Origin of the sequence: Microbulbifer sp. MKSA007 (assembly GCA_032615215.1) — a bacterium.
In the GTDB taxonomy this organism is placed as follows: domain Bacteria; phylum Pseudomonadota; class Gammaproteobacteria; order Pseudomonadales; family Cellvibrionaceae; genus Microbulbifer.
This window is the reverse complement of record CP128433.1, coordinates 4,913,444-4,938,960: the sequence shown is the minus strand read 5'-3', so window position 1 is coordinate 4,938,960 and position 25,517 is coordinate 4,913,444. Positions and strand designations below refer to the sequence as shown.

At 46.1% G+C, this 25,517-nt stretch carries 35 protein-coding genes and 1 other RNA gene; 13 read left to right on the top strand and 23 right to left on the bottom strand.

Annotation, left to right across the window (positions count from 1 at the left end; translation table 11 throughout):
* The first annotated feature begins 24 nt into the window (after nt 1–24).
* Entirely contained in the window at nt 25–162 is a 138-nt protein-coding gene (locus QT397_24935) for a hypothetical protein (GenBank protein WNZ56047.1), read from the top strand.
* Between the two features lie 92 nt (nt 163–254).
* Here QT397_24935 and QT397_24930 read toward each other — a convergent pair whose 3' ends face one another.
* The 4 genes from QT397_24930 to QT397_24915 all read right to left on the bottom strand — a co-directional run bounded on the left by QT397_24930 (nt 255) and on the right by QT397_24915 (nt 1,660).
* Complete coding sequence (locus QT397_24930) at nt 255–833, bottom strand: 5-formyltetrahydrofolate cyclo-ligase (protein WNZ56046.1); 579 nt, start codon at nt 831–833, stop codon at nt 255–257.
* Between the two features lie 28 nt (nt 834–861).
* A non-coding RNA gene (gene ssrS / locus QT397_24925) (6S RNA) lies at nt 862–1,042 on the bottom strand.
* A 91-nt stretch (nt 1,043–1,133) separates the two neighbouring features.
* The gene (locus tag QT397_24920; GenBank protein WNZ56045.1) at nt 1,134–1,457 is read right to left on the bottom strand and encodes a cell division protein ZapA; all 324 of its coding nucleotides are present in this window, start codon (nt 1,455–1,457) and stop codon (nt 1,134–1,136) included.
* Nucleotides 1,457–1,660: a TIGR02449 family protein gene (locus QT397_24915; GenBank protein ID WNZ58597.1), complete on the bottom strand. Its 204-nt coding sequence runs from the start codon at nt 1,658–1,660 to the stop codon at nt 1,457–1,459. The genes QT397_24920 and QT397_24915 overlap by 1 nt, the downstream gene beginning before the upstream one ends.
* Nucleotides 1,661–1,868: 208 nt before the next feature.
* Here QT397_24915 and QT397_24910 point away from each other — a divergent pair, with 208 nt between their 5' ends.
* From QT397_24910 to gcvH, 11 genes are all read left to right on the top strand, one after another.
* Nucleotides 1,869–2,423: a UPF0149 family protein gene (locus QT397_24910; GenBank protein ID WNZ56044.1), complete on the top strand. Its 555-nt coding sequence runs from the start codon at nt 1,869–1,871 to the stop codon at nt 2,421–2,423.
* Nucleotides 2,423–3,775, top strand: coding sequence for an aminopeptidase P N-terminal domain-containing protein (locus tag QT397_24905; protein ID WNZ56043.1), 1,353 nt, complete (start codon nt 2,423–2,425; stop codon nt 3,773–3,775). The genes QT397_24910 and QT397_24905 overlap by 1 nt, the downstream gene beginning before the upstream one ends.
* Before the next feature lie 64 nt (nt 3,776–3,839).
* A complete protein-coding gene (locus QT397_24900) occupies nt 3,840–4,415 on the top strand; it encodes an FAD-dependent monooxygenase (protein ID WNZ56042.1) in 576 nt (191 codons plus the stop codon).
* A 104-nt stretch (nt 4,416–4,519) separates the two neighbouring features.
* Nucleotides 4,520–5,077 (top strand): FAD-dependent monooxygenase, encoded by a 558-nt coding sequence (locus QT397_24895; protein ID WNZ56041.1) that lies wholly within the window; start codon nt 4,520–4,522, stop codon nt 5,075–5,077.
* Nucleotides 5,078–5,126: 49 nt separating this feature from the next.
* Complete coding sequence (locus QT397_24890) at nt 5,127–6,092, top strand: FAD-dependent monooxygenase (GenBank protein ID WNZ56040.1); 966 nt, start codon at nt 5,127–5,129, stop codon at nt 6,090–6,092.
* Entirely contained in the window at nt 6,044–6,364 is a 321-nt protein-coding gene (locus QT397_24885) for an FAD-dependent monooxygenase (protein WNZ56039.1), read from the top strand. The genes QT397_24890 and QT397_24885 overlap by 49 nt, the downstream gene beginning before the upstream one ends.
* A 148-nt stretch (nt 6,365–6,512) precedes the next feature.
* Entirely contained in the window at nt 6,513–7,454 is a 942-nt protein-coding gene (locus QT397_24880) for a rhomboid family intramembrane serine protease (protein ID WNZ56038.1), read from the top strand.
* 5 nt (nt 7,455–7,459) lie between these two features.
* Complete coding sequence (locus tag QT397_24875) at nt 7,460–7,873, top strand: DUF21 domain-containing protein (GenBank protein ID WNZ56037.1); 414 nt, start codon at nt 7,460–7,462, stop codon at nt 7,871–7,873.
* On the top strand, nt 7,798–8,574 hold the full coding sequence (locus QT397_24870; GenBank protein WNZ56036.1) for a CBS domain-containing protein: 777 nt from the start codon (nt 7,798–7,800) through the stop codon (nt 8,572–8,574). The genes QT397_24875 and QT397_24870 overlap by 76 nt, the downstream gene beginning before the upstream one ends.
* Before the next feature lie 269 nt (nt 8,575–8,843).
* The gene (gene gcvT / locus QT397_24865) at nt 8,844–9,932 is read left to right on the top strand and encodes a glycine cleavage system aminomethyltransferase GcvT (protein WNZ56035.1); all 1,089 of its coding nucleotides are present in this window, start codon (nt 8,844–8,846) and stop codon (nt 9,930–9,932) included.
* Between the two features lie 66 nt (nt 9,933–9,998).
* A complete protein-coding gene (gcvH, locus tag QT397_24860; GenBank protein ID WNZ56034.1) occupies nt 9,999–10,385 on the top strand; it encodes a glycine cleavage system protein GcvH in 387 nt (128 codons plus the stop codon).
* A gap of 92 nt (nt 10,386–10,477) precedes the next feature.
* Here gcvH and QT397_24855 read toward each other — a convergent pair whose 3' ends face one another.
* The 7 genes from QT397_24855 to QT397_24825 form a co-directional block, all read right to left on the bottom strand.
* Nucleotides 10,478–11,137 carry a hypothetical protein gene (locus QT397_24855; protein ID WNZ56033.1) on the bottom strand — a complete coding sequence of 220 codons (660 nt, stop codon included), beginning with the start codon at nt 11,135–11,137 and terminating at the stop codon, nt 10,478–10,480.
* Between the two features lie 173 nt (nt 11,138–11,310).
* Nucleotides 11,311–11,694, bottom strand: coding sequence for a hypothetical protein (locus QT397_24850; protein WNZ56032.1), 384 nt, complete (start codon nt 11,692–11,694; stop codon nt 11,311–11,313).
* A gap of 129 nt (nt 11,695–11,823) precedes the next feature.
* Nucleotides 11,824–12,021 carry a hypothetical protein gene (locus QT397_24845; GenBank protein WNZ56031.1) on the bottom strand — a complete coding sequence of 66 codons (198 nt, stop codon included), beginning with the start codon at nt 12,019–12,021 and terminating at the stop codon, nt 11,824–11,826.
* A gap of 121 nt (nt 12,022–12,142) precedes the next feature.
* The gene (locus tag QT397_24840; protein WNZ56030.1) at nt 12,143–12,598 is read right to left on the bottom strand and encodes a hypothetical protein; all 456 of its coding nucleotides are present in this window, start codon (nt 12,596–12,598) and stop codon (nt 12,143–12,145) included.
* The gene (locus QT397_24835) at nt 12,583–13,320 is read right to left on the bottom strand and encodes a DUF1963 domain-containing protein (GenBank protein WNZ56029.1); all 738 of its coding nucleotides are present in this window, start codon (nt 13,318–13,320) and stop codon (nt 12,583–12,585) included. The genes QT397_24840 and QT397_24835 overlap by 16 nt, the downstream gene beginning before the upstream one ends.
* A gap of 60 nt (nt 13,321–13,380) precedes the next feature.
* Nucleotides 13,381–14,343, bottom strand: coding sequence for an alpha/beta fold hydrolase (locus QT397_24830; protein WNZ56028.1), 963 nt, complete (start codon nt 14,341–14,343; stop codon nt 13,381–13,383).
* Nucleotides 14,344–14,777: 434 nt separating this feature from the next.
* Nucleotides 14,778–15,050: a hypothetical protein gene (locus tag QT397_24825; GenBank protein WNZ56027.1), complete on the bottom strand. Its 273-nt coding sequence runs from the start codon at nt 15,048–15,050 to the stop codon at nt 14,778–14,780.
* A 1,543-nt stretch (nt 15,051–16,593) separates the two neighbouring features.
* Between QT397_24825 and csrA the strand changes: the two genes are divergently transcribed.
* Nucleotides 16,594–16,782 (top strand): carbon storage regulator CsrA, encoded by a 189-nt coding sequence (csrA, locus tag QT397_24820; protein WNZ56026.1) that lies wholly within the window; start codon nt 16,594–16,596, stop codon nt 16,780–16,782.
* 93 nt (nt 16,783–16,875) lie between these two features.
* Here csrA and QT397_24815 read toward each other — a convergent pair whose 3' ends face one another.
* From QT397_24815 to QT397_24760, 12 genes are all read right to left on the bottom strand, one after another.
* Nucleotides 16,876–17,241: a hypothetical protein gene (locus QT397_24815; GenBank protein ID WNZ56025.1), complete on the bottom strand. Its 366-nt coding sequence runs from the start codon at nt 17,239–17,241 to the stop codon at nt 16,876–16,878.
* 93 nt (nt 17,242–17,334) lie between these two features.
* Nucleotides 17,335–18,060 carry an MBL fold metallo-hydrolase gene (locus QT397_24810; protein ID WNZ56024.1) on the bottom strand — a complete coding sequence of 242 codons (726 nt, stop codon included), beginning with the start codon at nt 18,058–18,060 and terminating at the stop codon, nt 17,335–17,337.
* Between the two features lie 331 nt (nt 18,061–18,391).
* Entirely contained in the window at nt 18,392–18,835 is a 444-nt protein-coding gene (locus tag QT397_24805) for a hypothetical protein (protein WNZ56023.1), read from the bottom strand.
* A 502-nt stretch (nt 18,836–19,337) separates the two neighbouring features.
* Complete coding sequence (locus tag QT397_24800; protein WNZ56022.1) at nt 19,338–19,727, bottom strand: hypothetical protein; 390 nt, start codon at nt 19,725–19,727, stop codon at nt 19,338–19,340.
* 493 nt (nt 19,728–20,220) lie between these two features.
* Nucleotides 20,221–20,574: a hypothetical protein gene (locus tag QT397_24795; protein WNZ56021.1), complete on the bottom strand. Its 354-nt coding sequence runs from the start codon at nt 20,572–20,574 to the stop codon at nt 20,221–20,223.
* Between the two features lie 114 nt (nt 20,575–20,688).
* Nucleotides 20,689–21,063 (bottom strand): hypothetical protein, encoded by a 375-nt coding sequence (locus QT397_24790; protein WNZ56020.1) that lies wholly within the window; start codon nt 21,061–21,063, stop codon nt 20,689–20,691.
* A 78-nt stretch (nt 21,064–21,141) separates the two neighbouring features.
* Entirely contained in the window at nt 21,142–21,456 is a 315-nt protein-coding gene (locus tag QT397_24785; GenBank protein WNZ56019.1) for a hypothetical protein, read from the bottom strand.
* 98 nt (nt 21,457–21,554) lie between these two features.
* The gene (locus QT397_24780; protein WNZ56018.1) at nt 21,555–22,196 is read right to left on the bottom strand and encodes a hypothetical protein; all 642 of its coding nucleotides are present in this window, start codon (nt 22,194–22,196) and stop codon (nt 21,555–21,557) included.
* A gap of 800 nt (nt 22,197–22,996) precedes the next feature.
* A complete protein-coding gene (locus tag QT397_24775; GenBank protein WNZ56017.1) occupies nt 22,997–23,401 on the bottom strand; it encodes an SMI1/KNR4 family protein in 405 nt (134 codons plus the stop codon).
* A gap of 56 nt (nt 23,402–23,457) precedes the next feature.
* Nucleotides 23,458–23,919, bottom strand: a complete 462-nt coding sequence (locus QT397_24770; GenBank protein ID WNZ56016.1) for a hypothetical protein — start codon at nt 23,917–23,919, stop codon at nt 23,458–23,460.
* Between the two features lie 81 nt (nt 23,920–24,000).
* Nucleotides 24,001–24,603, bottom strand: a complete 603-nt coding sequence (locus QT397_24765; GenBank protein WNZ56015.1) for a hypothetical protein — start codon at nt 24,601–24,603, stop codon at nt 24,001–24,003.
* Nucleotides 24,604–24,712: 109 nt separating this feature from the next.
* Nucleotides 24,713–25,243 carry a hypothetical protein gene (locus QT397_24760; GenBank protein ID WNZ56014.1) on the bottom strand — a complete coding sequence of 177 codons (531 nt, stop codon included), beginning with the start codon at nt 25,241–25,243 and terminating at the stop codon, nt 24,713–24,715.
* Between the last annotated feature and the right edge of the window lie 274 nt (nt 25,244–25,517).

The window sequence follows — 25,517 nt, the reverse complement described above, 5'->3', positions numbered from 1 at the left end:
AAATTATCGTACAGGATGGTCCCAATGAAAGCCGATGCGCTGACAATCGCTGTGGTTGTCTTTGTCGCGGGCGTTCTGTTGAGTACCAGTGGTTTATCTGAGGTATTTTCTTCCGAAGCTGAACCGCCGGCTGCTCTGCAACAGGGAGTGGTTACCCGTTAGGCTGATGCCGGGGGGCGCTCTGCCCACGAGCAAACACAAAAAAAGCCGGACACTGAGGTGTCCGGCTTTTTTTGTGCTCCACTACCCACTTTTTAGCGGCAGCGGTAAATCCTTTGCTCTGTAACCACCATATCCAGTGGAATATCCCAATTGTCTGTGGGCAGGTTATCCACACATTGTAGATGGTGCGCCGCGCCGATAAGTTGTGGTCCAGTGCCTGGTAATAACTGTTTGCGCTCAAAAGTCCGATCGTAGAAACCGGCCCCCATACCCAAGCGCGCTCCGCTGGGGTCGAAGGCGACCAGAGGAACCAAAACAAGATCCAGGAGCTTGGGAGCGCGGTAAGTTGTGCGCACAGGCTCCGGAATGCGATAGCGATTGCGAAAAGCCAAGGGTTCGCCTTGCCAACGCCTGAACCGGAGGTGGGGGTGTGGTTCTGCCGGCAGCTGTGGCAAATAAAAATGTTTTTGTGGAAAACGTTGCAGCAGATAGCGGACATCGAGCTCGCCATCAGTCGGCCAATAGATACCGACATGCACTGCTCGATTCATTTGTGGGATACGGCTCAGGAGAGTGATGGCTGCACGGCCATGCAAACGCTGTTGATAGGCGCTGAGTTCCCGTCGCCCCGCGCGCATACGGCGGCGCAGTTGCGTTTTGGTTTCAGTCATTGTGGGAAGAGAAGAGCGTGAAGAAATAGGGTACCCCGAGTGTGCGGCTGTAGACGGAGCCTTGAACCGTAAGGTTCAAGGTGGTGGGATCCGGAGTACATAAGGCTTTCCGCTACAAGGCGGACTTGCTCACCAGCACCCGCTGGAAACCACCGGGGTAAGATTATCGGCTCAAGGACATAGTCTGCTGGCCAACACCCCAGGGTATGAACCAATTATAACTTGTAGAGCGGGGGGCTGTTAACCAGAAATTTAAATGAAGTGACCGGTAGCAGAAAGTGGCTTCTTGTCACCTTACTCCTAAAGTTTTTCTTCCGAGTCTATTTCGCCCAGTGCACTTTGCACCTTATCAGTAAGCCGCTCCAACATTTCCTCTTGCAGGGGGATGGAGCTGAGCTCAGCTTTCGCCTGGATAAGCTCGTGGGCAATATTAAGCGCTGCCATTACGGCGATACGCTCTAAGCCGATGACAGTACCTGTTGCGCGGATGCGGGACATGCGTTCGTGTAGCAGGTGTGCCGAAGCCTGTAGTCCGGCACGCTCGCTTTCCGCGCAGGCGACACGGTACTCTTTATCGAGAATAGAAACAGTTACAGTTTCGGAGGGTGATGCGGTTTCAGACATCAGGTATCTTGCGTTAGCCCCTTAAGACGGTTAATCATAGCTTCTACCCGCGAGCGGGCGGCCTCGTTATTTTTTATCAGGCGCTGGCGTTCACGCAGCCAGTCGGCTTCCTGCCGGCGTAATTCACGATTGTCATCTGCCAATTGTTGACAGCGGGCAATGAGTGAATCCACGGTGCTTTCTAGCGCTTGCAGCTTATCCATATTTCCTGCATTTGAGGTCGACGTCTGAGTTCGCAACACGACAGACTGCGAGGGATTCCGCTACTATATTGCCGGCGTATTGGTGGGTCAATCGCTGCACCTGCGCGGACAATCACAAAATTGTCTCTTAATGCCTCAAATTCCCGGTTTGGCACCAGTGTGACGGCCGGATTGAAAAGCCTAATTTACAAAAAGCTGTACGGTAACCATGACTTCTGAAGCTAGCCGATTTGAACTCCTCGCCAACGCCATTCTCTCAGCTGGGGGGCAGGCTGATCCCAGTGAATTGCACGGTTTTATCTGTGGCATTTTGGCGGCGGGCGAGCGACCGGACAAACAGCGTTGGCAGAATGAGCTGGCCGGATTGCTCGATGTGGAGGCGGTGCCGGCAGATCTCAATCGGGATTTTTTCCAGCTGACTGAGGAAAGTCACAAGCAGCTCGACGGCTCTAACTTCGATTTTCAGTTGGTGCTGTGCGATGACGAAGATGTTGTCTCCCGCGCTCTGGCGCTGGGCCATTGGTGCGATGGATTCCTGCACGGCTTTGGTGTCGGCGGGGCCCGGGAAAAATTGATGCCCACCAGTGACGAAGCTTTAAAAGATATTAGTGCCATCGCCCAATTGGATGCCGAACATGTTGAAGAGGGTGAGGAGACCGAGCTGCAACTGGTGGAACTGCAGGAATACGTGCGCGTAGCCGTACTCAATATATTTACTGAGGTAAAGGGTAAGGACTCCAATAGCGAGCCCACCATTCACTGATGTCTAAGACCCCGAAAACCACAGCGGGAATCAGTCGATCTGAGTACGCCCGCCGACGCAACCGCCTGATGGCAGAATTGCCCGCAGGTAGTTTGGCAATCGTGTCATCTGCTGGGGAGCAACTGCGTTCCCGGGATACTTATTTTCCGTTTCGCCAGGACAGTGATTTTTTGTATCTCACTGGGTTTGATGAACCGGAAGCGCTGCTGGTTTTGGTGCCGGGACGAACACAGGGAGAAACCTTGTTGTTCTGTCGCGAGCGCGATGCGGAAAAAGAAAAGTGGGATGGCCCGCGCCTGGGGCCGGAGCGCGCGATGCAGCAGTGCGGCTTGAACGATGCATTTCCCATCGGTGATCTCGATGATATTTTGCCGGGGCTGCTAGAAGGGCGCGAGCTGCTCTATTTCCCCATGGGCCGCTACGCCCATTTGGATAAGCGAATCCGCAATTACCTGGAGCGGATTACCGCAGCGCCGGATACCGGGGGGGCACCGGAAATGGTCGACCTCGATTACCAGTTGCGGGAAATGCGACTGATTAAGTCGGCCCAGGAAATTCGCTTAATGGAGCAGGCGGCCAAAATCAGTGCCGAGGCACACAGCCGGGCTATGACCCGATGCCAGCCGGGCCTTTACGAATACCAGCTGGAGGCTGCCCTCCTGCATACCTTTGTCGACTCCGGAGCCCGGGAAACAGCCTACCCCACTATCGTTGGGGGTGGTGGCAATGCGTTGGTGATGCATTATTGCAGTAACAATGCCCAGTTGCGCGATGGGGACTTGGTGCTGGTGGATGCGGGGTGTGAGTACCGTGGTTATGTGGCCGATATTACTCGCACCTACCCGGTTAATGGTTCATTTAGCGGACCGCAGCGCGCACTTTATGAGATCGTTTTGGCGGCACAGCAAGCGGCGATTGGACAGGTTTCAGTGGGCAATCACTGGGATCATCCCCACGCTGCCAGTGTTGAGATAATCACTCAGGGGTTGGTCGATTTAGGACTGTTGCGAGGCGACACCCAGGGGTTGATAGAGTCTGGCGCTTATCGGCAGTTTTATATGCACCGGGTTGGCCATTGGCTGGGCATGGATGTGCACGATGTGGGTGATTATCGCATTCATGGAGCTTGGCGCCAGCTGGAAGCCGGAATGGTAATGACGGTCGAACCCGGAATTTATGTCCCGGAGGACGACGAGAGTATTCCCGCAGAATTTCGCGGGATTGGAATTCGAATCGAAGATGATGTCGCACTTACCAATAGAGGGCCTCAGATCCTCTCAGCAGCGGCTCCAAAAGCGATTGAAGATATTGAATACACCATGCTTCACGGGCGGGACTTACTGACCCGTTAGAAGTGATTGTTGGATTGTTCGGCCAATAATATTTCAATGCCGAATAATCAAAGGGGGAATTGGGATGGGTGAGTCGGCGCGTAAAGTAGATGTGGCCATTGTCGGTGGCGGTATGGCGGGAGCCAGCCTGGCATTGATGTTGTCACATTTTTGTCCTCAACTCAGTGTGGCGCTCCTGGAGCAGAGAGCACTGCCGGATGCCGCTGCCAGTATTCAGTTGCCGAGTTTCGACACGCGAGCCACGGCCATTGCCGCAGGCAGCTTGCAATTGTTTGCGGAGCTTGGACTCTGGCCTGCTCTGCAAACCTATAGCGCTCCGATTGATCGTATTCATGTGAGTGACCGGGGGCATGCATTTGGCGCCGCCCTCTCGACCCGTGAGGGACAGGGAGTCAACTTTGAGGGCATTCTGGGCGCAGTAATAGAAAATGCAGCGCTGGGCCCGATTCTCCACAGTGCACTGACTAGCACTTCCACCCAATTATTAGCGCCGGCGCAGGTTACTGACATTACCATGACCTCTGCGGGCGCAAACCTGTTGTGGCGATCCGAGGATAATTCCCCCGATCAGGCACTGTCCTGCGGATTGGTGGTCGTTGCCGATGGGGTGAACTCCCCCTTTGCCGCCAGCTGGGAATAGAGATCAGCTCGGTTAAGTACCCTCAGAGAGCACTGGTCGCTACGGTCGCTCTGCAACAGCCTCACCAAGGTGTGGCTTACGAGCGCTTCACCCGAATGGGCCCCATGGCACTTTTACCGCTGCCAGATAGAGAAGGGCAGCACCGCGCGGCACTAGTGTGGGCTTGCGAGGAAGCAGAAGCTGAGCGTGTCGGTGTAATGCCTGAGGCTGAACGCCTGAAAAAACTGCAGCAGGTATTTGGCTGGCGTGCCGGACGTTTTATTAAAGTGGGAGCTGTTCAGGGGTATCCACTGAGTTTATCGATCACTCAGGAACAGTGGCGCCGGAATGTGGTGTTGATGGGCAATTGCGCCCACTTTCTGCACCCAGTAGCAGGGCAGGGTTTTAACCTGACTCTGCGGGACTGTTATGGATTGGCACAAGCCCTGTCGACAGTGACGTCGGATACATTGCCAGGGCGGCTCGATTTCCTGCAGAAATACGGAGAAATGCGCCAGCTGGACCAGCAATTGACGATTGGATTCAGTGACCGTATTCCCACACTGTTTTCCTCTTCCGGTTGGCTGCAACAGGGAATTCGTCAGTTGGGAATGCTCGGCCTTACAATGGTCCCGCCGCTGCGCCGGGAATTTGTCAGTCAAGCGGCGGGATTTGGGCTTTAAAAGTGCAGGGTCGGGGACGGCTACTGCCACTTCAGCGGAATTGGCTTTTATGAACAGACATCGTTTGGATTTTGCCATTGTGGGTGCGGGCATGGTGGGCATGGCGCAGGCAGCGCTGCTGGCAGTTCGGCACCCGGGCATGCGTCTGGCCTTGCTGGAGGCGTCCCCGGAAACAACGCCGCAATTGTCACCGCAGTATGAACCCCGCGTGGTAGCCCTGACACAGGCCTCCCGCGAGCTGCTCGAAGAGGTGGGAGCCTGGGATGATATTGCCAGCCGCCGCGCCTGCCCCTATGTGGAGATGCGGGTTTGGGATGCAGATGGAACCGGCTCAGTAAGCTTTAACAGTCGCGATGTGCAGCTGCCGAATCTCGGTCATATCGTCGAGAATAATGTCATTGTCGCCGCGTTAAGAGCACGGCTGGAAACCCTGCCCAACGTGGAGTTGGTCAATGGTTTTCGCCTGGAGAGCTGGTGGCGCGACTGCGGACTCTGGCATTTACAGCCTCGCGGTGAAGATCGCTTAAATGAAGAGGATGGCCTGCGTGAGCAACCAGAGATAGTGCGCACCCGCCTGTTAATCGGTGCCGATGGCGCCCGCTCTAAAGTGCGGGACTTACTGCATATCCGCTCCCAGGATACCGATTACCATCAAACTGCGTTGGTGTGTGTCGCGCGCAGTGAGAAATCTCACCGTCACACCGCTTGGCAGCGTTTTTTACAAACGGGCCCACTGGCATTTTTACCTCTCGCGGGATTGGGAGATGACAATCACTGCGCCGTGGTTTGGTCTGCGGATGAAGCGCTGGCGCAGGAGTTATTGATGCTGGATGACCAGGCCTTTGCCCTGAACCTGGAAAAAGCCTTTGAGAGCCGTTTGGGCAAAGTGGAATCCGTCAGTGAGCGCTTTTCCTTCCCCTGCGCGCGCGCCATGCGGAACGTTATCGTGGCCCCGGTGCTGTATTGGTGGGAGACGCCGCCCACAGTATCCACCCCCTCGCAGGCCAGGGTGTAAATCTTGGGTTGCAGGATGTGCGGGTGCTGGCAGATGAAATTGACCGCGCTATGGCGCGCGGCCTGGAGCCCTCTCACTCTTCAGTGTTGGCCCGCTACGAACGCCGCCGTCGCGGCGACAACGCCGCCACTATGAAAGCGATGAGCGCCTTTAAGTCTTTGTTCGGTGCTGGTGATGTGCACTGGCGCTGGCTGCGTAACACTGGGTTGAGCATGGTAGATGCCAGCCCCATGTTAAAGAAGCGGATTATTATGCGGGCTATGGCTGTTTAAATTTGCTATTCCCGCAAAACGGATCGGGAGAAAGTGCTCGGTGGGGGTGTCAGAGAAGTTGCTGGTGTTTGCCTATCTACTTAGTGGCTTTTCCCAGAGGCAGAGGGGAATTAAAAGCCTTGCCGTCGGTAAAAAAGGTTAATTTCAATTGAGTCACTGGATTACTGTTTACTCATTTCCTATATCAAAGGATCTCAGCGCGCTTTTTCGCTTAATACAGCGTTACCAATTGCCATTGAGAATTGCTGAGGAAAAAAATCAGCAGGCGTTGTTGACGACAGATTCAGGTATAGCTGAATTGCTGAAGCCGCTTTTGCAAGATTGGGAGCGGGGATTAGTTGATCTGGACAGAGTTCAGCTAACAAAGGCGGAACCAGAGGACGGCGACCATTTACCGGGTGAAGAGGGACAAGCACCAAAGGAGAAAGCACCTGTAAGCCCCTCATTTTTACCGACTTTCCCAATGGATAAAACACCGATTAGTTTACTGCTTATCGGCCTGTGTTTTTTTGGTTGGTTTTTACATTCCAATAATCTGTCTGCCCCGCTTTTAATATATCCAGATACCAGTGGTGGCCCACTTTTCTCACAGTCGTCTTTAATGTGGCACTTGGAGAGAGGGGAGTTTTGGCGATTGTGGACCCCTGCAATCATCAACTTGTCTTTTCAGCATGCCCTGTTCAATGCTCTGGCTATCTGGATACTTGGGCGTCCATTGGAAGCACGCGGAGGGCCATTTATTTATAGCCTTCTAGTGTTGCTCGGCGGGATTGCAGCTAATTTATCCCAATATGCCTGGAAGCCCGAGGTGATATTCGCTGGAATGTCGGGTGTTGTATACACGCTGGTCGGATTTGCTGTGGTGATGCAGCGTTGGCAACCGGCATGGAGAGATATACCCCCGGGTATTATTACCCTGGCGATTGTGTGGATGATATTGTGCGTTCTTGGAGTGATTACCTATTTTACTGGGATCGGCATCGCCAATGCTGCGCATTTAGGAGGCTTTTTTGCCGGTTTTTTGATTGCGCTGGTTTACTGCGTTGCTGGTGGTGCGCGAAAATTTAACTCTTATCCCGCTTCAACCTGAATTATATGATTTTACTGATAACCTACGTTTTTATTGCCCTTGGCTTTTCTTTCCTGTGCTCGATAGCAGAGTCAGTTATTCTCAGCGTAACAACGCCATACGTGCGTCTGATGGAGCGGGAGGGGCATAAAGCGGGGTCTTTGCTGCGCAAATTAAAATCCGATATTAATGCCCCCCTGGCCGCTATCCTCACCCTGAATACCGTCGCGCACACAGCGGGTGCTGCAGGTGCCGGTGCCCAGGCAGCAGCGGTTTTTGGCAATGAGTACCTGGGTATCGCCTCAGCGATCCTGACCCTGTTGATCCTGGTTTTTCTGAAATTATTCCCAAGACACTGGGAGCCGTGTACTGGCGCCAATTGGCCCCTAGCACCGCTTATGTATTGCGCGGCCTGGTCTGGTTACTCCACCCGTTTGTAAAAATGTCCGAGTGGTTGACCAAAGGCCTGTCCCATGGCCCAACCCTGACGGGCTTCAGCCGCGATGAGTTTGCCATTATGGCGGAAATTGGCGAGGCGGAAGGGCAGTTAGAGCAGCGGGAGTCCAGTATCCTGCGCAACCTGTTCTTCACCCTGCGGGACCACTCCGTGCGCGAGGTGATGACTCCCCGCACGGTGGTCTTCTCCCTGCCGCAGGACATCACTGTGGAAGAGGCCTACGAGGATGCAGAGAAAGGGCGTTTCTCCCGTATCCCGGTCTATGAAAATCGCGACCCGGATTGTGTGGTGGGTTTTGTATTGCGACAGGAGCTACTGCTGGCCTACGCCAAAAGCGAGCACCAGAAAACTCTGGCGGATTTTCGCCGTGAAATGTTGATCCTGCCGGAAACAGCCACTATTTACCAAGCGTTCCAGAAAATGCTGTCCCGCCGCGTGCAGATTAGTGCGGTCATGGATGAATATGGCAGTCTCGAGGGTTTGGTGACCCTGGAGGATCTGCTGGAGACCCTGCTCGGCGAAGAAATTGTCGACGAAGCAGATAAAACACCCGATCGCCAGGAGCTGGCTAAGCGTTTGTGGCGCTGGAGATCGAAGAAGTACGGCCTCAAAGTCGACGAATCCGCAAACACAGAAGAGAACGCGGAAGAGGCTGGTCAAGGGCGCGATCGAGGCAGCGACTGATTAAGAGTTCCCCTGATTAAAAAATGATCATTTCTGCACTAGCCCAACACAGTGGGGATTGGGTATTGCCCGATTCCCAAACACGGGCGAATGCAGGATAGAGCGCCAGCGGAATCTTTGACGGCCTCTGTGAACCTGGACAGGTTTTACTACCAATGCCTGCTAGGCTTGCAGAGCATATATATTGCCGCGTCTGCCCCGCTGGCAAGGCCGGTACCCAAGCCGCTAGAATACGCCGCTTCGGAACCTGACGGACTGAGATTTTAAAAATGGGAAATAGAACTCCTCTGTATGACACGCATGTCGCTATGGGCGGCAAAATGGTGGATTTCGGTGGATGGGACATGCCGCTGCACTACGGTTCGCAGCTGGATGAGCACAACAAGGTGCGCACCGATGCGGGGATGTTCGATGTCTCCCATATGACCGTGGTCGACGTAGATGGCGCCCAGGCCCGCGACTACCTGCGCTACCTGCTGGCCAATGATGTGGCCAAGCTGGATGGCAACCCGGGTAAGGCCCTTTACACCGGCATGCTCAATGACAAAGGCGGTGTGATTGACGACCTGATCGTCTACCTGCGCGATCCCGGCTATCGAGTGGTTGTTAACTGTGCAACTCGCGAAAAAGACCTGGCGTGGATGCGCAAGCAGGCAGAGTCCTTCGATGTGACCCTGACTGAGTGCCCGGATGTAGCGATGGTCGCTATCCAGGGCCCCAATGCCATCGAGAAAACCAAAGAGGTTTTGGGCATTGATTGGACTGCCGCGATTGACGCACTGAAAGTTTTCCAAAGCGTTGCCCGAGGTGGCTGGTTTGTAGCGCGCACCGGTTACACCGGTGAAGATGGCCTGGAAATTATGTTGCCGGGTGAAGACGCCAGTGGTTTCTGGCGCGCCCTGGCCGAAGCGGGCGTTTCCCCCTGTGGACTGGGTGCACGCGACACCCTGCGCCTGGAAGCGGGTATGAACCTGTATGGGCATGAGATGGACGATGAGACCTCTCCGCTGGTTGCCAACATGGCCTGGACGGTTGCCTGGGCACCGGAGAGCCGCAACTTTATCGGCCGTGGTGTTCTGGAGCAGGAAAAAGCCGATGGCGTTAAGCACAAGCTTGTAGGCCTGGTGCTTGAAGAGCGCGGTGTATTGCGCGCAGGTCAACCGGTAGTGGTAGACGATAGTGATGACCGGGGTATCATTACCAGCGGCACTTTCTCCCCCACACTGGGTTACTCTATCGCCTTGGCGCGAGTTCCGGTGAGTGTTGGTGATACCGCACAGGTGGAAATCCGCAAGAAACTGCAGCCAGTCAAGGTGGTTAAGCCCTGCTTCGTACGCAACGGCAAGTCAGTTATTTAAGCGTCGCCCAGAGGTGTACGCGTCACTAAGACAATAAACTTAGATGCTTAATCAAGGGATAACAGCATGAGCGAAATCCGCAATGAATTGAAATACCTCTCCAGCCACGAGTGGGCACGCCTGGAAGAGGACGGCACCGTAACCATCGGCATCAGCGATCACGCTCAAGATGCCCTGGGTGATGTGGTTTACGTTGAGACTCCAGAAGTGGGCACCAACCTGGCTGCTGGTGACGAGGCAGGTGTAGTTGAATCCGTTAAAGCTGCCAGCGATATCTACTCCCCGGTTTCCGGTGAAGTAGTTGCTGTCAATGAAGCTCTGGAAGAAGCTCCGGAAACTGTAAACTCCTCTCCTTACGACGATGGCTGGTTCTTCCGCATCAAGCCCTCCGACGTGAGCGAGCTGGACAATATGCTGGATGCAGACACATATCGCTCAGAGTCTGAAGACTAATAGAGCGAATGTGCTGAAAAGCATATTAAAAAAAGGCTGTGGGTAATCCCCACAGCCTTTTTTGTTTTATAAGCGTCTAAATCAATTTCCGCTTATTGATCAAACGATACTGCGTTGCGAACTTCCTCATCATTCACAATCTGATCTAGCTGGGCTTTATAGGCTCGCAAGATATTGTTTTGTGGAGATTCATTAGCCTGCTCATCAACGACATCCCTTTCAGCAATATTCTTGGCAAGTAACCTCCCTTCTTCCAGGGTGTATACGAGGATGTCGGTATTTGTGTCGAAGTTGAATGCTGAAACCCAGTTCAAGTTAACACTGAAATACCACTCATTAAGCACAAGACTAATCATTTTTTCGGTGTTATTTTCTTCCATCAAGGCTTTGATGGCTTCATCACTCGGCACTTCATCTAAATCTACTGCTGTGGTATTCCAGCCCGTTTCATTCAAGCCGTGAGTCAATCGGCTTTGTAGAAACTGAGCCAGATTCTTTTCTTTATCTCCCGGCTCTGTAGCTAACACCTGATTAACATGCCAATCGACCGGGATACCAAATGAAACGTGGGCTTTTCCTATAAAGTTCTTATCTTTCCCTTCTTGAACACGTTTACGCTGATCAATAACAGAAATTAAAACAGGCTCTTTAGTTGTGTACTCTGCTTTTGCGGACTGCTCCTGTAACGGAATAGGTGAAACACAGGCAGTGATCATTGTAGCTAGTGCGAGAAGCGCTATCTTTTTTAGCACGATTTCATTCCTTGTTTTATATGCGTTGGTTCATCATTGCGCACAAACTTCTAGTGAGTTTTAAATAAATGGGCGCCTTATATAGTGTATCACTGGGGCTAAATAATTATTTGAAATTATTTGGCAAGAAGCTGGTACGCTAGACCTAATATCTGTAGTAAGTAATGCTGTCGTTACTTGTTATTTAGACTTTCGAACGCCTCGCTCAAGTTGACAAGTGCACAATAGGATCGTTCACGCAACCAGTGCTTATGATTTATGGGAGATAGATTTTCATGTGATCCGACGAATAATATACCTTCAAGAAACCCAATTAATGCAAGCTCCGATGTTTCTGGATTCCCTGAGTTAAGACCAAGGTCAACAACTAAGGCTACATTTTCAAGATCCTGAAAGTCATTATCTCTATATTTTGAAAGTACGTAATGAACGATTACGCTTATGTCATTATAGAATCCAGGAATATCACCGTCCCAAAAATCAAGGTGCTCCTGCCACTCCGAGTCGATATCAGGGCAGGCTTCTAAAAGGCTATTGATAAATTCATGTGGAGTCATGTGTTCCATGCGGCATAGTGTAGTGATAAACGGCAAATAGTTTACTGGGAGTTCAGAGTGGCGTGTGTACGGTTTTTCAAGTTAGGACTCCGAGTCATTGTATGCATATTTTTTAACAAGCGATTGAAGCTATAAATACATATTTTTATCAATTTTGTATTCTCCACCCAGTTCTTCAGCTAATAGCTCAGGGTGGGCTTTCCATATTGGATCAAGTATTTGCAAATGAGCTTCTCTCATTACCTTTCCGAATTTTTTACATATACTTATGAATTCTTTTTCATCTAAAACTTCTATGAGATAGTACAAGTGTGAACCCATAATCATACTTGATTGCTGAACTATCAAAGCAGTTTTTTCTGCGACATCAGTTTTTATTACTTACCTAAATTTTCAATTGTCTTGGGACAAACTTGTTTTATGTGCTATTCCCTAGTAAAGAGGAGGCTTAGTTGCGTAGCTTTACAAAAAAAGAGGCGCCCAGCCAAAGAGTAGCACCTACCACAAATCCCCCCGTAGTAACTACTAAAGAATAAATCAGGCTCCACAGATCCATACCGAAAAATGGAACAGTCAAAATATATAGAAGCAATCCAGCAATGCCACCAGAGATAGCAGCGTTGATTAAAGGGGCCTGAGCACCACGTTTTACCACCACTATGCCTGAGAGAATAGACGATAAAACTAGGAGTACCCCTGTAGCGCTAAGTGGAACGGCTAGAAAATTTATCATCAGAGTCAGCATGACCCAAAGAATACTGAAACTAATCAGACCCCAGGATATAGCTTTCTTGTTCAATTTTGTATAAAGCACTCTGGTCTTTCCAGCAAGGTTATAATATTTTTTGTAAACAGCGTTGTATAAGCGGCATTGTATTAATTCTATTATTAACAGCAAGCCCATGCCATTGCTAATTGTTCCTTATGTTCTGTGCACTGTGAAATATGTGCGCATCCAGAATCTCCAAACATATAAGGAATATTTCCTGAGGAGTCTATTTGAAAGATAAACTGCATTTGTTTATTACATATCTTGCAGGATTGATATTCAATTCCCTGGACCCAATGCGGCCACCCCAGTAACTTTTCACCAGAGAATGGAACTTCGTCTTCGCATAGAAAATCTTCTTCGTCTTCTGAGAGCTCTACACCTAACTCCTCGAGCTCAAATGTATCTGGGTAGTCTTCTAACTCTTCCCAACCAGTTATTTTTAATTCTGGATAATCTGAAGAAGGGGTTAATGTAACTTTTGTTTGAGCCGGAGTATTTAGTGGCAATATCCTTAATAGTGTAGCTTTTGAATTTGCAGCCCACGTATCACAGTCAGCCTCGCAGCTTGAATTTTCGTTAACACAATAGAAAACTTGTAATATTCCATCTCCAAAAGGGGTATTTGAAGCCTCTGGGAGATCTTTAGAGTTCAATTGTACAAAGAGCTGCATAGGTTCATTGCAATTTCCACACTCAGGCCAGCCTTCTGCTGTAAGTAGTGGCATTCCACAAAATTTAGAATCTGATATTTCAGTCACTTGCTCTTGTGTTTGAGGTTCCCACGCGATTTTTCTATAGGGGCTGAGTTTGCTTTTTAACTCTTCCCAATATTTCTCCCAATCAATTTCAGACAAAATTTAATACCTCATGCAAGTTATAAGAATATTATTAATAAGTCAGTCAGATTGTAAGCATCACTTGGATTTGTGTGTTAGCTTACCAAACCAGTGAATTAACTCCCGACTTTCATTGTCACCAATTATTGACATACTTGGGTGGTTTCGGTCGTCAACTTTTACAATTGAAACACCATTCGATGCTAGATTGCTATAGCTTCTGTGTGGAGCAATAGGATCTGAAGATGATGCAAAAATAATTATAGGTACACTAGAAGATCCAATAATTGGCTTAATGTCCGTCTGCTCAAGGGTGATATCGGCTCTAACTAAACTATCTAACGCTCCTTGCTTGATGCTTTCCTCTGAGAAAAGCATTGTCATACTCGGAAAGTTAGCTTTAGTATAATTTAAAGCTGCCTTATCAAATCGAAGCATTGGAGCTTGTAGTATTATTCCATCAATGTCATTTCTTAAAGTAGAAATGTGCATTGCAGTTGTACCACCCATAGAGTTACCAACAATATACAGGGTTTTATTTTCATATTTGTTGATAATTTCGTTGACTATTTTACTATCACCAACACCGTATTCTTTATCCTCATCAGACTCACCATGCCCTAATAAGTCAGGGACTATAACTCTAAAGCCTAACATTCTGAAGTACAGAGCCGAATTCAGCATAAACTCTTTAGATGCCCTAAAACCATGTATATGAACAACTGTTCCTGAATGTAATTCAGGTAGTGAGCTTTTTAAAATGTCTAAACTAACAGTGCTTTCCGCACCGCTAAATGATTCCAGGGAAACCGTATAGCGAAGCTTCTTGTTTTCAAGTGGCTCCCCTAGAAGGTAGTTTGTGCATACTTTATGCTCTGTAGAGCAATACCGGTTGTTCTTAAGCCCATAAGTTTCAATATTATCGAAAGAAACAATCTCTTTAAAATCAAAGCTATTAGACCGCTCAATATATTCTGTAACTACTGTGGAACAGCCAATAGCTATGCTGCTCACAAATACTAATATCAATTTCTTAATCATAATCTTTAATGATATAGGGAAAGATAATACTCTTACCTGTTACACTTGATGCCAAAGCTCAATAGATTGTGTGGTTGGGCCTTCTCCCCACCTTATTGTGATATTACCCCTACTGAGCACAGATGGAGCATTAATAAAGATAACCACTTTATTGTCAAAGCTACATGCCTCTAGGTACAGCCAGATAGATTTCGACTTCACCCGAATAAGAGTTGGACTAATTGTATTTGAAAATATAGCCGGAATCTGATCGCCTGTAAGTATTATATTTTCAGAGCTATCCATAAGCTCTAGTGATGAATGATAGAGAGATGTTAACTGTTCATTAGTCAAACGCTTTGCTGCGACCACTTTATCAGATTGTGCTGTGCACGCGTTTTCACCACAACTTATAATTAAAGCGGTACATGCTATAAGAACTAGAAATTTAAGTTTTACAAATTTACGTAACAATTAAGATTGGACCCTATTGCTAATAAAAATACTTCTATTGACAAGTTCTCAGTGCCGGTTGAACTAGCATCTAAGACACTATTTACACTTACTTCTGATTTTTCAAAATTAAATACAAGGTCATAAACATTTCCATTAAACTCTCTAAAAGCTATCGATGGGTTAAGCTTAGCTTCTTCAACAGTCGCTTCAATACGCCCAATCAAGCGCTCGGAGAGTTCTTCACGAATAAAATTTTCTAGTAACACACCCATTGTTAGGCCTTTCCGCCAATTAGGTTCCATCTCTGTATTAAGCCAAGCGAATAGGTTAAGCCGAGAATTAAACATATGCCTGAGCTGGTTAGCCAGAAAGTTAGCGAATTATCTGGGAAGGCTGGCATTATGAAATAAAAACCCAGCGCACGAGCCAAAAATATCGTTGAGATTAGTATCAGGCCAAGCCGAATCAGCGGTAACCTAATAATTAAACCCGCCCCAGAAAAAGCGTAGCTAGCCCAAAGCAGTAGAACGGCTGAAATTACGCTAGTTACAATAGTTGGGTAGGGGTGGCCACTTTCAGCTAGTTGAGCCATATGCTCACCGGCACCGAGAAACCGATACCAATCACCACCAAATACTATACACCCGATATGAACTAAAGCAGCCAACACTGTGAGTATCCCTGCTACCTGCAAATAGTTAATTCTCTGACTGACCATTTACTCTCCTTGGCTGGTCTATTCGTATATTCGAAAATGGACAAAATCATATCACTTATCAGCATGCACAGAGAATGGAAAATGACTCAAATCAGGGAAAGATACCCACTAGTATACTAACCAGTATCGATTGAAGAATATTCCAGTGGCCATATCTCGCGTACAGTATATTCGCATTGAGCCATCTTTTAAAAAAAATTGTTATAAATCAACAGGTTAGGGTGCTTGCTGAAATATTTTTAATATCAGAATGTATCATAAGTAGCACCCAGCCAAAATATACGGCTTGAGAAGAGTAATTAATGAGTTTTCAGGGACATTGAACTTTTAAATAGGTACGATCATGCAGGATATCTCTCCTAAATTACTGGCTGAAAATCAGAGTGCGAATGCCAATGGGTAAGTCGCATAAAACCCACGGCAATATATCCAATACTTAGAAGATACTTAGCCTTTCTCTTTTGAAATGAGGAGTACGTTTACGTATTTATTTTTGATTGTCTTGTGCCTTGAGGTTCTAACGTAAAGGCCATTAAAGATTGCCAATACGATTGGCCATTTTCTACATAAGCCGATATTTTCCAAGGCGGTAACTTACAAAAAATAGGCACAAAAATGATCTTATTGAAATTTATTAAGTTTGTTTCAGTGTCAAATCTGCGTAAAATCGATGGACATTTATTGGTATTTTGGTCGTAAATAGGACGCTTTTTGAAGGCCTATAACCAAAGAAACTCAATAGAATAAGATTTTTATAAAAGATTCACCCTCTCAAAGGAGAACGGTAGCGTGACGTAAGAGTAAGTAAAAGGCGCTGACCCAAGGTGCGGGAACACCAGGGGCCAGCTAACCAAATTGATAACTAGACTATCAAAATGGCTATATGGATCATACGCTAGAAACCCGCTCGTCTTCAATAAAGTGGAGTACATCCAGCGGCTTGGAGAGACTCTCCAAGCTCTGGCAGCGTTGCGTCCGCCTTTTCTTCTTCTATGCCTATCGTTCACGCGCTCCCCCTGCATTCTTCAACAGATTAGTTTCTCAGCCGTCCATCAATAAAAAGTCTACCCATGGTTTGAAAAGCAGAGAATAGAAATATGTTGATCTTAAAGCGCAGAACTGGTGAAAACCTAAGGATCGGAGCCAATGTCTCAATCACAGTGTTGGAAGTTAAGGGAAATCAGGTAAAGATAGGAATACAGGCTCCCAGATCACTTCCAGTTCACTGTGAAGAAATTTACATACGTGTCCAGAAGGGAAGGGTGCAGGGGAATAGAAACTGTTGAGAACATGACCCTAATTGTGGAGCACTCAAAGCATCGGCATCAAAACCTTAGCAGAGCTGCGGTATTGGTGCCAGGTGCCGTTGCTAGTTACGTCTATTCACCTGATGGTACTACTTGATAAACACCGGCCTCATTTAGTAAAACGCCATTGGACATCATATAAGCAAAAATTAACATAGATAAGATAACTACAGCTAAATGAACCTTCGTTGCTGAATTGGCGTACTTAGAAAGATAACTCAGGCCATTTTTTTGGCCTGAAGTGGCTGCAATGGCGAATGGTAATAATACAACTATTGCTAGTCCAGCTAAGAAGAAGTACGAAAGATATTCCTCATAATAATAAGGGAACCATGACTCATAGAAGGCTGTAAAAGTAAGATAATATGCAGCAAGTGCAAGTAGGAGTGTGATGGTAAAAATCAATAGTTTCTTCAAATCAAATACCAAGACTTTCAATAGAGCGTAGGCTCCTGTAGTTAACAAGTTTTACAGTGAAGGGCTCTTCCTCAGAAGAATAATAACAAAAGATGGGTGCTAAAGCTCACCCTATCAATGAGCTTGTTGCAAACTCTCTTCATTATCTATCACGGAGATTGTTCTCTCTATGAATCTTTTGTAAGCCTTTTTAGGTATAAATGTGGCTTTATCGCTCGCGTTGAATTTCTGTAAAATACTCTTTAATTGTGTATCCGCTATTATTATCTCTAGATCTGCTTCTTTATGATAAAGTTCTCGAACTCTATTTATCCATGAAAAAGTATTTTCTCTAAATTCAATTAGAGATGATTTATTGGCAGTAACACCATGCCCGGGTATGATTAAGCTTTGATCATCACCCATATTTAAAATAGTATCAACTGCGCTGCTGAAGCCTTTAACTCCACCAGCATAAAATGTGGGATGCCAGCTAGTATCGAAAATATCACCAACAAATATTGCGTTACTCTCCTTATGATAAAATATATTGTCAATCGATGAATGAGACTCAACTTTAATATGAGTAAACCCTTTCAGGGGAATGTCACCCTCTATTAGCTTTCCACCTTTATTTTCAAAATACTTATTGCCTCCAGTGTGATCAGAGTGTGCATGTGTATTTAAGATAAAAATGATAGGCTTATTGTAGATCGACTGAATTACTTGGTCTAATTCGGTCAGGTGATTATTTCCCGGCATCGGATCAATTAATATCAAGCCATTTTCTGCAGCTATTAAACCGATATTAGTGCCATATTCCTTTCCACTTAAGATATATAGTTGTTCAGATATTTTCATCTTAACTATGCTTGATGAAGCAGTGGAGCTGATGAGTATGAATATTATTAAAAGAAGAATTTTGAAAATATTCAAAGCAAATCCTTTTGCATTTTAGTTAAATTTCATCGATATGTTAAACACCGTAAGACGTGACTATCAATATATCGTGAGCTTTGGTTTCAAAGTTTTCCTTACCTTACGTAATTTAGATGCACCTTTGTGTTAGGGCTAAATCTAACTATATAGGGTGTCTACTAAATGTGGGTAAGTCTTGGATATAACGCCTTTAGTCGCAGACAGAAAATTCGCTAGTCTTTTTGTGTGATCTTGCCCTGATAAAATGGATACACTACTGAAATACCGCGTTAAATTTCTCTTTATCAAGGTGTTTCTCAAATGCTCCTAGCGAATGACCAACTGAGGGCTCAGCCATTAGTTCTTGCATTGCTACTTCTCCAACAACCTTAAATGCTTGATCAAAGGCAGCTGAACCCAGTACTTTTGAAGCCGCCTTAGCTTGACTGGGGCAATCTTCAGTTATAAGCCGGGTAATTAATGCCCCAACATACTTACTTGAATCTCCAATATCTGACTCGGTAACCTTTGAAAAAGGTTTGATCGAGCTATGCGAGGACATGCCAAAAAAAATCCATTTGGCCAAATTTTTCCTTTCTTTACCATTCATTGAGTCTGTGAGGCATATACTAAGCTGCTGCGCCTCTTGGTTGGCATATGCCGCACCAGTAGCGATGAGAGATGAGGACAATACTATTGCTTTAATAATTTTATTCACTATTAACTTCTCATTTGAATTCTACGACCTAACGTTTTTATTTGCGAAACAGCGTCAGCTGGTTCCGCAACCTAAACTTGGTACGCCCAACATGGTTGCGGACTAATGGGGTGAAAGTCCTCTGCAGAAAGATCACCATTTAATGGGCTCCATTAAATGCTAACTACTAGCGAAAGGCAACTGAAACACCGTGAGGTCTTGTGGTGAGGAAGCCGCTGGCAAAGCTATGAGCTGATGAACAAAAACATAATATAGAGCTTAGCCTGGAGGCGAGGTAGCTAAGGATACCGAAGCCAAGTAACCTAATGGGCAGAGTAAATGATGCAGTGTATTGTGTAAGTTCACGTTCATATCTGGGGAAAGCTGTGACACTAAACTCAGATGAAGATCTGCTTGATACTATCATTGGTAAGAGATTCATCACGGATAGGGAACCGCCCATTGCGGACTCGCACGATGGGTGGTGTGGGGGCTGGTAGCTAGAAACTACCGGCTACCCGATTTAGGTGCCACCACCTTCAACATATATGACTTTAGTGTTGCAGCCTTTAATATTTGAGTCTTTAACGTATGTCGTTGTTTCAACGAGTTTAGACGCTGATCGATAGAACAGTGCACAGCGGCCAGTGGCTGTACTTGTGTCAATATTTACAGGCTTTGAGTTTTCAAGGTCAAAAGAGACATAAACTTCACAGGGGCCAGATGAGAGTATGTCTACACCTGCAGCAGTCTTGCTAGGGTAGATCTGTTTTCCTGGGATTAGTATTGCGTTGTCGCAAGAGGTTTTAGCCATTAACGGCGTGCATAAGACTAGAAGAGTTACAGTGAGAAATCTCATGGCAAGAAGCGCCTGGGGTGCGTAACAGCCGTACTGCTTAAACTGCTTATGCATTTTTTGCCTTTATATGTGACAAGCCGAACAAAAGACCAATAATCAAAAATATCAGATGCATGTTCCTGGGCCAGACAAAGTAATTATATAAGCTTGGCGGCCGATGGCTGAATACAAGCATATAGAGAATTACAGCCAAAGGCCCAGATAGGGTACAAAAAAGTACCGCCCATCCCTTTAGATTGAATTTACTTGAAATCCAAATAATTGGAGAGCCAACTAGCAATAGATATATCGCTACGATAGCCAAGGAGAGGAGCCAAGCCTCTATGCTGTCAGAAGCCCAAAACCACCCCAGCTGTAGCCAAGCAATGCACTGAAACATTACAAAGCCAACCGTTCCCAATAGCAGAACGTGCTTAATGTAGTAGATGATAAGTGCCTTCATGTTCCTATACATAACGTCCCAGCCAGCTGCCGCCTTGAATGGCTTGTTATAAGTTTTTATCTCTTAGCTGTTTTAATATATCTCGGCGATAGTGTTCCGCGTGATCTACTGTATAAGAGCAATGGCTATAGCTGGTATATTTTTTTCATTTTTCCCACAAACTAAGTATTTACTACCTATCGTTGGATATTGGTCACAAGACGAACCAATCATATGCTCAATCTTAAGCCCTTTTACTTTACCAGGATCGCCTTGAAATACTTCAATCGGGGCACCAAATTTTCCCTTTATTTCGCCTCCTGACTCATCAGATTCTTTATATTCTGCTTTTACTAACCGAGCGATAAACAAAGAATCACACGAAGACAAATAATCCTCGACTTCAATATTTGAACAAGAGCATGCCATACCCATTTTGGGAAGTATTAATACCAATAGAAATATCAGGACATTCTTCATTTTACACTTACTCATAACGCTAAGCTAAAAGGCAGGCGAAGTAACGCGTAGCCTGTCCGGTGGAGGCCGCGCTTTTTGCGGCCGGAACGTATTTGAGCGCATTGTTATAGCCCACTACTTTAGTGCCTCGGCGACAAAACACTTTAATAGACCTTCGTCTTCATAGAGTTCTCGGTACTCTGCTAGAGGAAGGTTGCCCTCGTTATATTGTTTTTCAAAAAATAACCGCAACCGCCACTCGTCTGGGTCTGGCTTATCAAAATCGAAGTCGATACCTCCAACATCAGCGGTGCGGTACACGTCAACACCGATGCCATGGGTCACGTACATCCAGTTTGTGCCTGGGATAGATTTTCTCCCTCGGTGTTCGCTTTTGAGGATATCTTCTGCCTTTTCCAGATCAAATGCACGAATCAAAAGCTCCTCTGCCCACGCCTTTTGAGCGTACCAAAGGGGAATTATTTTTTTAATTTTCTCGAGGTTATCCATTATTTTCTTGCGCTATAACGCCCGCGGAGGTCCGAAGGGCTGTAGCATACTGCCTGAGATTGTTAGAAATACTTGGCACTATCTCTTTTTTCCTAAACTTGGCAGCCCACCAGAAAGCGGCCAGGCACCTTGCCTACGATGCCCGAAGCCTGGATTAGATTTACCCTTTGTTTCAGGTGCAAACGGGATAGAACTTAATTCCTGCTGATTAAATACCTCACCAGGATGATTCAAGCCATAGTGGCTTTCTATACTAATAAACGGTACACGGAGGTTACAAGCTGGACATGAAACTGTGGAATTTTTTAGCTTGAACAATGCTCTCTGATTTCTTATCCGGATTTTAGCCTTAGCTTCACTTTTTCCATTCTTTTTCTTCTTTTTCCTAGCCATGGATCACCAGATGATTTCTAACGCCGCCAACACAGGCCGAGCGCAGCGAGGTCCAGCCCAATGTGTTTTTTTGCATTGGGCAATTGTGCTTGGCTTTGTTAGGCATTTTGTAGTTCGGTTAATAATTGGGAAGCTGATATTACATTTGGTTTATAAACTAGACTTTTAGCCTGATTTATAGACCTTTCTAATTTGGCATCCAAGGTTAAAAAGTAATCTGCCTCATTTATCTCTGCACACCACAAGAAATACGCATCTGCAAGCTGATTGTAATTGGCATCCTTTCCTTGTAATGCACCAGAGAATTTCGCTAACTCTAAGAATCTTGGGTGTTTCAGATTATGAAGGAAATTGTGAAATTGCTTGTCGGTAGGCCCTGAATTTAACCAGCTAGGACCCCCTAGAACCGTATTAAATTCAGGCGGCCGCTCCGCGTATTTGATGTCGCTACCATAAAAGAATTCTTTCCTAAATCTTCCCGCCCTACGCACCTCTGAATAGATATTATCAAAATCCATGATCAGAGTGGCACGGAGAGCTTTCAATTTAGATGCCAGCTCTTCCAAACAATCAATTTCCGCCCTCAGTTTTTGGTTTTTTGCTGGTTTCTTGTTAATTGTTTGAATTGGTCCTTTTCTTACCAATGGCTCACCTGGCTTAGCTCCACCAAAATATATATCCATAGTGCGATATGTTGTCGCTGAGTGCTGAATAATATTGCTATCTAGGAATACCTTCATATCTCGAAATGCCTAACGCTCTAATAACCGGCAGCCGAAGCGTAGCGTAGACTGTCCGGCGCGCCCCCTTCGCGCGCGAAGTTCATTAGCTTTTTAAGCATAAATTACTCCGAATCTGGATTGTGAACTACTAATACAGGAGGAGATTCGCCCTCTTCGAAATGCTCATGCTCCCAGGAGCAGCCTTTTTTAATGATGCTTTCTGCACAATGCACCAAAAAAGTAGCCAAAGATCTTAGACACTCTGGATTTGCCGAAATTGTTACCTCATCCAATTCCAGTAGTTCATCACCTGAGGACTTAGAATATCCGTATATTTTCATTTTTGATGCTTAGCGCTGAGTGAATGGGCCGTGTTGCTGCGAAGCAGCGCTTTTAGCAGTCCAGCCCGAAGGGCGATCATAGCACGATTTAATAAGCATTTATTACACCGTAACCGAGAATATTGCAACATACACTAGAAGTAACTGCCCTAGCCATGCAGGCCATTTTGAAAAGTGAAGAAGCATGATACCAGCGGCTGTTAATGACGACCCGAAGACAATGCCATATAAAGCGTACAGTCCCTCGGCTATCCCGCATCCTTCTGTAAATAAAAAGCAAGTATAACTATGGATATGCGCCAACACAGATACAAGAATTAGAGTGCATCCTGCCACAATTTCAAATTTGGAAATAATTAATTTTATATTTGCCATAGCTTTATTGCTTAACGCCTCAATAACCGGCAGCGTTGTGGCGAAGCCACGCTTTTAGCTGTCCGGCGCCGTAGGCGCGAAGTTGATTGATTTGTTAAGCATTTACACATTGCTAGCTACCCACTCCATAAAAGAAGGACAAACCTCTCTGAAATGATCTTTGGGTCCAACCTCTGAGGCATAGTCAGTGGGGTCGAACTCAATGACGCTACTTGCGCTACTGGTTGAATCGATACAATAGTGAATTGCACAGCCAACATGGATGAAGGGCACCAGTTCTTTTGGCCACACCCAGTTCGGATCATCTGGATCACCGGAGCAAAAACTCTGATATAAGCTCAAGATCGAGTCGTCTAAGTCTGTTTTGTGCCCGGTAATTATTCCAAGCATTCCACAATCAGGGCCAAAGCCTCCATTTCCTTTTTCTTTGTAGAGTTCAACTAAAGATACAGGAAGTTCTATCCCTGTTTTTTCTTTGAACTCTCTCGCTTCCTTTTCGATGCTCATAACTTGATCTGATGCTTAACGACAAGGTAATGGGCAGCCTTGTGGCGAAGCCACGCTTAAGGCTGTCCAGCCGAAGGCGACATTGACCGCCTTGTTATGTTTATAGGTAGGTCATACCCTCTCATTGTGTCCCAAACTAACTTTCCTTGGCACTCATAGTAAGAAAAATATACAGCGCTAATGCTTAGTGTTTCAATTTCAGAGGGAGCTGCGTAAAAGTATGCTTTGGAAAAACCTCTTTCTTTTTCTAAGGCTAGCCCTGACGCTAGCTTAACCTTTCCTTGTTCTTTTTTATACAGATTAATACTGCTCAAATCTCTTGAGTTGTATTTTTGAGGCAAGGAAATAGACACATAATAAAGCTCGCCATCAAATTCACTTTTTATTGAGTAAACGTCTACATCCATTTTATACCCATGCTCAGTACCTTCTACTCGGCTAGGGCATGGATTGGGCTCTTCGACAGCAAAACAGCTAACCGAGAGGAAACTTAAAATCACGAGAAGAACTTTGTTCATAAGTAAACATAACACCCACATAAAAGGCCGACCGAGAGGGAGGTCCAGCGCAACGAAGTGGAGCGATTTTTGATGTGTTTGTTATGTTTTTTCACATAGGACACTGTATTTTACGCTTTTATAGCTATTTACTTTATCTAAAAATAGGCGGCAGCTTTGATCACCCTGCTTCAGGTTTATGTACTGCCCTACAGTCATGTTGGATTTTTGATTGTTAAATACAATATTTGCATCATCATCGTAGACTGTTGTCACGCTTAGTATGTACTTTGCACTGAATAGCTTTTTAACATCGCCTTCGTATAAGTCAAACTCCTGATGATTGGAGAAAAGGGCATCGATCCTCCCCTTAAGAACGTCGATTTCTTTCTTTTTCTCTTGGATTTCCTTTGAGCGTTTCTCTGAAATATTTTTTTCTTCTATTACACTCAATTTCAATCGTGATATTTCGCTATTTAGTTTATCGAACTCTTCTTGCTTGTTAAGTTGCAAAGACAATTTGTCGGCTGCATCAGCAGCCTTTTTTGACAACTCTATGAGGTTTAGCTTTTCGGACGTTTCGTAGGCGGCTATTTGTTGCTTTAAAACATCTATTTGCTCTCCACGCAAATACCAAGTGGCGGCAGCCGTGACAGTAATAACAGTAAATAATGCCGCCGAGACTTCTTTCACATTAAATTGCAAGACATAAACTCCTTATGAAACATAACGCCGGCCACACAGGCGAGCGAAACGAAGTGTAGCGAGTCCAGCCAAATGCGTTTTTTGCATTTGGCGATTGTGCTGGCCTTTGTTAGTTTCGTTTTCCAAATACAAAGTGCTTTCCCTCAACTGTACCTAATGTTGGGAGCATATTATCCATGCCTCCTTTTATGGTTTTTCCGCTTAAGTCCCATTCAACCTGGGGAAGCCAATAGTCAAGCTCCTCTCTGTTGTCGTGGCACTTAATGGGCATGCTTTCATCAACCTTGCGTCCTGAAAAGGTTGGCCCAAAATTAAAGCATGGCCAAGTAGGCCTCCACCAGTACATATCGGGAAGCCCTGTTGCTTTGCCTTTGCGGGGAATATCAAAAGCAGTAATGGAGCCACTATGGCTTTTGTAGATCATTACGCTCCATTTATAGCCTCTGATTGAATCACCGTAGTTTGGGTGATCAAAAATTATAAATTCGCCATTATTAATCTTTGATATATCCAGCCTAAACAGGGCTGCTTCAGCTCTAGAATTAGGCTGAAGCGATGAAAAAAAAGGCACCATAGAGAAAACAACCCCTATTAATAGAGTTGTTAAAACTAGAATCGATAACGATTTCTTTCGGTTCATATTTAAACTAACGCCGCCAACACGGGCCGAAATGGAGCAGCGAAGCTGCGGAATGGAGGTCCAGCCAGCTTTGCTGGCGATCGTGCTTGACTTTGTTAAGAGTTCTCATTTCCGAAGTGCCCAATAGAAGCAATACTAATTACAAGGAATACAAAAATTACTATGAGCCAAACATATGGTCTGAACCAAAACCAATAGTCCATGCGATTTCCAGTCAAATGAAGATACTTAAAGCCAAAAATATAAACAAGAGTGACGGCTGTTGCTAAGATTA

Bases quoted from the DNA above. Each gene is read 5' to 3' on its own strand.
- QT397_24935 (WNZ56047.1), top strand. From the start codon at position 25: ATGAAAGCCGATGCGCTGACAATCGCTGTGGTTGTCTTTGTCGCGGGC.
- QT397_24930 (WNZ56046.1), bottom strand. From the start codon at position 833: ATGACTGAAACCAAAACGCAACTGCGCCGCCGTATGCGCGCGGGGCGA.
- QT397_24920 (WNZ56045.1), bottom strand. From the start codon at position 1,457: ATGTCTGAAACCGCATCACCCTCCGAAACTGTAACTGTTTCTATTCTC.
- QT397_24915 (WNZ58597.1), bottom strand. From the start codon at position 1,660: ATGGATAAGCTGCAAGCGCTAGAAAGCACCGTGGATTCACTCATTGCC.
- QT397_24910 (WNZ56044.1), top strand. From the start codon at position 1,869: ATGACTTCTGAAGCTAGCCGATTTGAACTCCTCGCCAACGCCATTCTC.
- QT397_24905 (WNZ56043.1), top strand. From the start codon at position 2,423: ATGTCTAAGACCCCGAAAACCACAGCGGGAATCAGTCGATCTGAGTAC.
- QT397_24900 (WNZ56042.1), top strand. From the start codon at position 3,840: ATGGGTGAGTCGGCGCGTAAAGTAGATGTGGCCATTGTCGGTGGCGGT.
- QT397_24895 (WNZ56041.1), top strand. From the start codon at position 4,520: ATGGCACTTTTACCGCTGCCAGATAGAGAAGGGCAGCACCGCGCGGCA.
- QT397_24890 (WNZ56040.1), top strand. From the start codon at position 5,127: ATGAACAGACATCGTTTGGATTTTGCCATTGTGGGTGCGGGCATGGTG.
- QT397_24875 (WNZ56037.1), top strand. From the start codon at position 7,460: ATGATTTTACTGATAACCTACGTTTTTATTGCCCTTGGCTTTTCTTTC.
- gcvT (WNZ56035.1), top strand. From the start codon at position 8,844: ATGGGAAATAGAACTCCTCTGTATGACACGCATGTCGCTATGGGCGGC.
- gcvH (WNZ56034.1), top strand. From the start codon at position 9,999: ATGAGCGAAATCCGCAATGAATTGAAATACCTCTCCAGCCACGAGTGG.
- QT397_24850 (WNZ56032.1), bottom strand. From the start codon at position 11,694: ATGACTCCACATGAATTTATCAATAGCCTTTTAGAAGCCTGCCCTGAT.
- QT397_24845 (WNZ56031.1), bottom strand. From the start codon at position 12,021: ATGATTATGGGTTCACACTTGTACTATCTCATAGAAGTTTTAGATGAA.
- QT397_24840 (WNZ56030.1), bottom strand. From the start codon at position 12,598: ATGGGCTTGCTGTTAATAATAGAATTAATACAATGCCGCTTATACAAC.
- QT397_24830 (WNZ56028.1), bottom strand. From the start codon at position 14,343: ATGATTAAGAAATTGATATTAGTATTTGTGAGCAGCATAGCTATTGGC.
- QT397_24825 (WNZ56027.1), bottom strand. From the start codon at position 15,050: ATGGGTGTGTTACTAGAAAATTTTATTCGTGAAGAACTCTCCGAGCGC.
- csrA (WNZ56026.1), top strand. From the start codon at position 16,594: ATGTTGATCTTAAAGCGCAGAACTGGTGAAAACCTAAGGATCGGAGCC.
- QT397_24810 (WNZ56024.1), bottom strand. From the start codon at position 18,060: ATGAAAATATCTGAACAACTATATATCTTAAGTGGAAAGGAATATGGC.
- QT397_24800 (WNZ56022.1), bottom strand. From the start codon at position 19,727: ATGCATAAGCAGTTTAAGCAGTACGGCTGTTACGCACCCCAGGCGCTT.
- QT397_24795 (WNZ56021.1), bottom strand. From the start codon at position 20,574: ATGAAGAATGTCCTGATATTTCTATTGGTATTAATACTTCCCAAAATG.
- QT397_24790 (WNZ56020.1), bottom strand. From the start codon at position 21,063: ATGGATAACCTCGAGAAAATTAAAAAAATAATTCCCCTTTGGTACGCT.
- QT397_24785 (WNZ56019.1), bottom strand. From the start codon at position 21,456: ATGGCTAGGAAAAAGAAGAAAAAGAATGGAAAAAGTGAAGCTAAGGCT.
- QT397_24780 (WNZ56018.1), bottom strand. From the start codon at position 22,196: ATGAAGGTATTCCTAGATAGCAATATTATTCAGCACTCAGCGACAACA.
- QT397_24775 (WNZ56017.1), bottom strand. From the start codon at position 23,401: ATGAGCATCGAAAAGGAAGCGAGAGAGTTCAAAGAAAAAACAGGGATA.
- QT397_24770 (WNZ56016.1), bottom strand. From the start codon at position 23,919: ATGAACAAAGTTCTTCTCGTGATTTTAAGTTTCCTCTCGGTTAGCTGT.
- QT397_24760 (WNZ56014.1), bottom strand. From the start codon at position 25,243: ATGAACCGAAAGAAATCGTTATCGATTCTAGTTTTAACAACTCTATTA.